Source organism: Janibacter sp. CFPM2_SD2, assembly GCF_057364645.1.
The window spans coordinates 1-6056 of the sequence record NZ_JBNFOF010000186.1 but is presented as its reverse complement, the minus strand read 5'-3'; the positions used below and the strand labels follow the sequence as shown (position 1 = coordinate 6056).

At 72.0% G+C, this 6056-nt stretch carries 6 protein-coding genes and 3 pseudogenes; 5 read left to right on the top strand and 4 right to left on the bottom strand.

Annotated elements, in window-relative coordinates:
- Positions 1-197, top strand: a pseudogene (locus AC2W7J_RS14670) (hypothetical protein); the annotation flags it as partial.
- Between the two features lie 41 nt (positions 198-238).
- On the opposite strand, the pseudogene AC2W7J_RS14665 reads toward AC2W7J_RS14670, so the two are convergent.
- Positions 239-1568, bottom strand: a pseudogene (locus AC2W7J_RS14665) (aminotransferase class I/II-fold pyridoxal phosphate-dependent enzyme).
- 124 nt (positions 1569-1692) lie between these two features.
- On the opposite strand from AC2W7J_RS14665, the gene pdxS reads away from it, so the two are divergent.
- The gene (gene pdxS / locus AC2W7J_RS14660) at positions 1693-2592 is read left to right on the top strand and encodes a pyridoxal 5'-phosphate synthase lyase subunit PdxS (protein WP_427802536.1); all 900 of its coding nucleotides are present in this window, start codon (positions 1693-1695) and stop codon (positions 2590-2592) included.
- 64 nt (positions 2593-2656) lie between these two features.
- Here pdxS and AC2W7J_RS14655 read toward each other — a convergent pair whose 3' ends face one another.
- Genes AC2W7J_RS14655 through AC2W7J_RS14645 form a run of 3 tightly spaced genes read right to left on the bottom strand, consistent with a single transcriptional unit; the run spans position 2657 to position 3997 of the window.
- Positions 2657-2854, bottom strand: a complete 198-nt coding sequence (locus AC2W7J_RS14655) for a hypothetical protein (RefSeq protein WP_485983282.1) — start codon at positions 2852-2854, stop codon at positions 2657-2659.
- Between the two features lie 49 nt (positions 2855-2903).
- On the bottom strand, positions 2904-3431 hold the full coding sequence (locus AC2W7J_RS14650; RefSeq protein WP_485983280.1) for a hypothetical protein: 528 nt from the start codon (positions 3429-3431) through the stop codon (positions 2904-2906).
- Positions 3432-3475: 44 nt separating this feature from the next.
- Entirely contained in the window at positions 3476-3997 is a 522-nt protein-coding gene (locus tag AC2W7J_RS14645; RefSeq protein WP_485983278.1) for a hypothetical protein, read from the bottom strand.
- A gap of 126 nt (positions 3998-4123) precedes the next feature.
- Between AC2W7J_RS14645 and pdxT the strand changes: the two genes are divergently transcribed.
- From pdxT to AC2W7J_RS14630, 3 genes and pseudogenes are all read left to right on the top strand, one after another.
- Positions 4124-4732, top strand: a complete 609-nt coding sequence (gene pdxT, locus AC2W7J_RS14640; RefSeq protein ID WP_427802539.1) for a pyridoxal 5'-phosphate synthase glutaminase subunit PdxT — start codon at positions 4124-4126, stop codon at positions 4730-4732.
- A gap of 43 nt (positions 4733-4775) precedes the next feature.
- Positions 4776-5537: a YebC/PmpR family DNA-binding transcriptional regulator gene (locus tag AC2W7J_RS14635; protein ID WP_255186204.1), complete on the top strand. Its 762-nt coding sequence runs from the start codon at positions 4776-4778 to the stop codon at positions 5535-5537.
- 85 nt (positions 5538-5622) lie between these two features.
- Positions 5623-6056, top strand: a pseudogene (locus AC2W7J_RS14630) (crossover junction endodeoxyribonuclease RuvC); the annotation flags it as partial.

The following is a 6056-nucleotide window of genomic DNA, read 5'->3' as shown; positions in this document are numbered from 1 at the left end:
CGGGGTCGGGGCGCCGCCGCGCTGGAGCGCGTGCGCGAGGCCGGGCTGCGGTGCAGCTGGCCAGGCGCTTCCACAACGACGCGGTCAAGGAGGTCCAGCGGGTGCGGGCCAAGCGCGTCGTGCGACTCTTCCGCCTCGCCGGCTACGCCGCCCTGCCCCAGACCGTCGAGTTCGACGACGCCCTCCCGGGGGCGTGAGCCGAGCCTCCCTTCGGCCCGGCCACAGGGGCGAAGGGAGGTCAGGAGCACTCGTCGACGGCAGCCAACAGGTCGCCGGCGAGCGCGGCGGCCTCCGCGTCGGTGAGGTCGTGCACCGTGAGCCGCAGGTGCTGTGATGGCTCGTCGCCCTCCTCGAGGCGGAACCCGTCGCCCGTGCGCACGAGCCAGCCGCGCCGGGTCAGTCGCTCGGTGACCTCGCGGGCGGGAACCGGCAGAGGGACCCACAGGCTCATCCCGTCGCCCGCGACGGTGGGCAGACCCCGGTCGGTGAGCAGCCCGGCGAAGCTCGCGTTGCGCTCGGCGTAGTGCGCACCGGCCCGCTCGATGAGCGCCAGCGCCGCCTCGTCGGTCATCACCGCGTGGGTGATCCGCTGCAGCAGGTGACTCACCCACGTCGTGCCGGGGCTCAGGCGCAGCTCGAGCCGGGCTGCGGTCTCCGGGTCGCACGCGGTCACGGCGAGGCACATGTCGGGCCCGGCGAACTTCGACACCGACCGCACGAGGGCCCAGCGCTGGTGCTCGGGGCCCACGATCGAGTGGAAGGGCTGCCGGGACAGGTAGGAGTAGTAGTCGTCCTGCACGACGAGGACGTAGGGGTGGTCGGCGAGGACCTCGCGCAGCGCCGCGCTCGCTCGGCGGTGAGCGACGCCCCCGTCGGGTTCTGCGCCCGCGGGGTGCACACGACCGCCCGCGCGCCCTGCTCGAGCGCGTGCCGCAGCCCCGCCACGGTCATCCCCTCGTCGTCGACGGGGACCGGGACCGCCCGATAGCCGCCGAGCTGGGCCAGGTGGATGCTCGCGAGGAAGCACGGGTCCTCGAGGGCGACGGTGTCGTCGCGCAGGAGCGCCTGGGCGAGCAGCCGCTCGACCGCGTCGACGGCGCCGCTGGTCAGGGTCAGGCGCAGGTCGTCGGCCCCCACGGGCACGTCGGGCGCCATCCACTCCCGTGCCCAGGAGCGCAGGTCGGCGTCGATCGTCGGCTCGCCGTAGAGCACGTGGCGTCCGGCAGCGGCCGCCAGCGCCGGGCCGAGGTCTGGGATGAGGCTCGGGTCCGGGTTGCCGGTGCGACGTCACGCAGGGCACCCGCACCGGCGAAACCCTCCTGGGGCACCCGGCTGCGTCGGGCCACGCGGGTCCCCGCCCGTCCCTGGGAGATGACGACACCGGAGCGAGCGAGGTCGCGATAGGCCGCGACGGCGGTGTTGCGGTTGACGCCGAGCTGTTCGGCCAGCGCCCGGACCGGGGGCAGCGCCTCGCCGGGGGCGAGCTGCCCGCGCTCGACGAGGCCGCGCACGCTCTCGGCGATCTCGGCCGCGGTGCCGCCGGAGATCTGCGGCGTCTGGGTGCTCACGACAGCCGAGTCTAGGTGGCGTCGTCCCCGTCCGTGGACGGCGGATCGGCATTGTCCTGTGCCGTGCTAGTTTTTGGCCTAGATCAAACGACGTCGCAACCTGCGACCCGACGAGGAGCACGACATGAGCACCGAGACCCAGACCCAGACCGGGACCGCGCGCGTCAAGCGAGGCATGGCCGAGATGCTCAAGGGCGGCGTCATCATGGACGTCGTCACCCCCGAGCAGGCGAAGATCGCCGAGGACGCCGGAGCCGTCGCCGTCATGGCCCTCGAGCGCGTCCCCGCCGACATCCGCGCCCAGGGTGGCGTCTCGCGGATGAGCGACCCCGACATGATCGACGGCATCGTCAGCGCGGTCTCCATCCCCGTCATGGCCAAGGCCCGCATCGGCCACTTCGTCGAGGCGCAGGTCCTGCAGTCGCTGGGTGTCGACTACATCGACGAGTCCGAGGTGCTCACCCCGGCCGACTACGCCAACCACATCGACAAGTGGGCCTTCACCGTCCCCTTCGTCTGCGGCGCGACCAACCTCGGCGAGGCGCTGCGTCGCATCACCGAAGGTGCCGCGATGATCCGGTCGAAGGGGGAGGCCGGCACCGGTGACGTGTCCAACGCGACGACCCACATGCGCCAGATCCGCCAGGAGATCCGTCGTCTCCAGGGCCTGCCCGAGGACGAGCTCTACGTCGCCGCCAAGGAGCTGCAGGCCCCCTTCGAGCTCGTCAAGGAGGTCGCGACCGCCGGCAAGCTCCCGGTCGTCCTCTTCACCGCCGGTGGCATCGCCACCCCCGCCGATGCCGCGATGATGATGCAGCTCGGCGCCGAAGGGGTCTTCGTCGGCTCCGGCATCTTCAAGTCCGGCAACCCCGCCCAGCGGGCCGAGGCGATCGTCAAGGCGACGACCTTCCACGACGACCCCGACATGATCGCCAAGGTCTCCCGTGGCCTCGGCGAGGCGATGGTCGGCATCAACGTCGACGAGCCCGCGCGCTCGATCCAGTTCGCCGAGCGCGGCTGGTGACCGGGCCCCGGCTGGCCGGGGGCCGGTCAGCCGGGGTCAGCGGTCGGGGCCCGGTCAGCCGGGGTCAGCGGTCGGGGCCCACGTAGCGGCTCCACCCGACGAGCAGTGCGGTGCCGTTGATCTGCAGGCGCTTGCGATCGGCGCTCGACCGCAGGTCGAGCGGCCGGTTCAGCCGCCAGCTGTAGAGGCGGTAGCGCGTCTTGTCGTTGCCGCCGCTCGCGCCCGCGCGCACGCCGTAGTCGGCGAGGGTGCGACTCGACACGCTCGTCGTCGCGACGATCGGCGCTCCCTTGACGCCGTAGACCTCGACCTCACCGACGTCGTTGACCGTGGTGCCACTGACCTCGGTGCACGACCGGACGACGTTGCCCTGCAGCTGGACGAGCGAGGTGCTGCTGCTGAACTGGACGGTGCACCCGCTCTGCAGGATGTCCGTCGACCGTCGACCCGTCGATGTAGGGGCCATAGGTGTTGCTGGAGGGCGTCGAGCTCGCGTTGGGGCTGCCGGGCCGCGCGCTCGTCTTGGTCCAGGCGAGCCAGAGGTTGGCATAGGTCCCGGCCACCCGCTTGAGCTCGGGGGCGCGGCGCAGGTCGAGGCGCCGGTTGAGCCGCGAGTCGTAGACGGAGATGATCATCTCCGCCTGCGAGACCGACAGACCGGTCGAGAGCCCACGGGCGGTCAGCGTCTCGTCGGGGTCGGCCTGGACGTTGACGAAGGCGCCGCGCTGCTCGGGCGCGAAGGTGAGCACGATCTTGCCGGTGGTGCTGATCCGCACCGAGGTCGCCCCGATGCACCGGTGCGTGCCGTTGGCGTGGATCCACGGGCCGGTCGAGGCCACCCGGACGACGCACCCGCCGGGGACGGTCTGGGCCGTCGTCGCGGTCAGGTCACGGTGGCGCCCAACGCGTGAAGCCCGGGTCGAGGGCTTGCCGACGGCGCCTTCTTCGTCCAGCCGACCCACAGGTGGGTGCCCGCGACCCGGGCGCGGTCCGCGAAGCGGCGCAGGTCGACGCGGCCGGAGATCCGGTCGTCGTACATCCGGACGGTGAGGGTGTCGCGGCCCCCGGTGACCCCGGTGAAGATCCCGCGGTCGGCCAGGGCCGAGCCGGGCTGGGTCATGAGCCTGATCGCGGTCTGCGAGGCCTCGGGCGTCAGGGAGACCTCGACGTCGCCGAGGGCACTGCGCCGTACCGAGCGGACCCCGACGCAGGGCTTGTCCCGCGAGGCCACGACGCGGGGTGTGCAGGTGGTGCCGAACTCGATGCGGCACCCGCCGACCATGTAGCCCTCGGGCGGGGCTGAAGGCGCCGGCGGGGCGGCCGCGGCGGTCGGCAGCAGAGTGGTCATCGCGAGGGCCATGACCACGAGCAGGACGAGCAGGTGGCGTGGACGTACAGCTGACATGGAGATCTCCCCGATGCTGGGGCGCGGTCGCTTCCCCGACCGGGCCCGGATGACACCCGCTCCCCGCGGGCAGGAGGAACCTATACCCGACCTCGGACAACCCTGCGGCGGGGTTAGATTGCCGCCATGCAGAGCACCGACCCACTCATCGGGGTCCTCGCCGTCCAGGGCGATGTCAGGGAACACCGGGCCGCCCTCGAGGCGTCCGGGGCGAGGACGATCGCCGTCCGTCGACCCGAGGAGGTCACGCGCGTCGACGGCATCGTCCTGCCCGGCGGAGAGTCGACGACGATCGACAAGCTGACCCGCACCTTCGACCTGCGTGACCCCCTTCGCTCCCGGATCGCCGACGGTCTGCCGGTCTACGGCAGCTGCGCCGGGATGATCCTGCTCGCCGACCGCCTGCTCGACGGGCACCCGCAGCAGCAGACGCTCGGCGGGCTCGACATCACGGTGCGGCGCAACGCCTTCGGTCGCCAGGTCGACTCCTACGAGACCGATCTCGAGGTGGCCGACATCGCCGGCGGGCCGGTCCGCGCCGTCTTCATCCGGGCTCCCTGGGTGGAGCAGGCCGGCGACGGCGTCGAGGTGCTCGCCGGCGTGGAGGCGAAGGGGGAGACCCGTCCGGTCGTCGTGCGGCAGGGCCACCTGCTCGCCACGAGCTTCCACCCCGAGGTGACCGGGGACCACCGCGTCCACGCGCTCTTCGTCGAGATGGTGCGGCGCGCCGCGTAGGATCGACCCTCGGACCACCTGCCAGCCACAACGAGGAGACAACGTGTCCGGCCACTCCAAGTGGGCAACCACGAAGCACAAGAAGGCGGCGATCGACGCCAAGCGCGGCAAGCTCTTCGCCAAGTTGATCAAGAACATCGAGGTCGCGGCGCGCACCGGTGGCGGCGACCCCACCGGCAACCCCACGCTCTACGACGCGATCCAGAAGGCGAAGAAGAGCTCGGTCCCCAACGACAACATCGACCGCGCCGTCAAGCGCGGCTCGGGCGCCGAGGCCGGTGGCGCCGACTGGGAGAACATCACCTACGAGGGCTACGCCCCCGGCGGTGTCGCCATCCTCATCGAGTGCCTGACCGACAACAAGAACCGCGCCGCCACCGAGGTGCGCACGGCCCTGTCGCGCAACGGCGGCAACCTCGCCGACCCCAACTCGGTGGCCTACCTCTTCAACCGCAAGGGCGTCGTCATGGTGCCCAAGGCGGAGAAGAGCGAGGACGACCTGCTCGAGATCGTGCTCGAGGCCGGCGCCGAGGAGATCAACGACTTCGGCGACTCGTGGCAGATCGTGTCCGAGGCGACCGACTTCGTCGCCGTCCGCACGGCGCTCCAGGAGGCCGGGGTCGACTACGACTCGGCCGAGGCCTCCTTCCTGCCGAGCATGCAGGTGCCCCTCGACAAGGAGGGCGCCAAGAAGATGATCCGCGTCGTCGAGGCCCTCGAGGACAGCGACGACGTCCAGGACGTCTTCACCAACGGCGACATCTCCGACGAGGTCCTCGCCCAGCTCGAGGCCGACGAGTCCTGAGCCCGGCGTGTCGGCGGCGCCCGGTGCGCCGCCGACACGTAGTCTCGACCAGAACAGGTGTTCGAGTCGATCCGGGAGGCCGCAGGTGCGAGTGCTCGGCGTGGACCCCGGGCTGACCCGGTGCGGTCTCGGCGTCGTCGAAGGGGAGGCCCGTGCCCTGCGCATGGTGGCAGTCGGTGTCGTGCGCACCTCGGCGGACCGCTCCACCGGTGACCGACTGGCCTACGTCCAGGACGAGCTCGACGCCTGGCTCGACCGCTTCCAGCCCGACGCGATCGCGCTCGAGCGCGTCTACGCCGCCGACCACGTGCCGACCGTCATGACGACGGCACAGGTGAGCGGGCTGGTCCACCTCGCCGGGGCCCGCCGCGGGCTGCCGGTCACCCTGCACACGCCCACCGAGGTCAAGGCGGCCGTCTCCGGCTCCGGCCGGGCAGACAAGGCACAGATCACGACGATGGTCACCCGCATCCTCTCCCTGACCGAGGCCCCCCGGCCGCCGACGCGGCCGACGCCCGT

Coding starts and splice junctions, on each gene's coding strand:
- pdxT (WP_427802539.1), top strand. CDS start 4,124: ATGCAGAGCACCGACCCACTCATCGGGGTCCTCGCCGTCCAGGGCGAT.
- AC2W7J_RS14645 (WP_485983278.1), bottom strand. CDS start 3,997: ATGTCAGCTGTACGTCCACGCCACCTGCTCGTCCTGCTCGTGGTCATG.
- pdxS (WP_427802536.1), top strand. CDS start 1,693: ATGAGCACCGAGACCCAGACCCAGACCGGGACCGCGCGCGTCAAGCGA.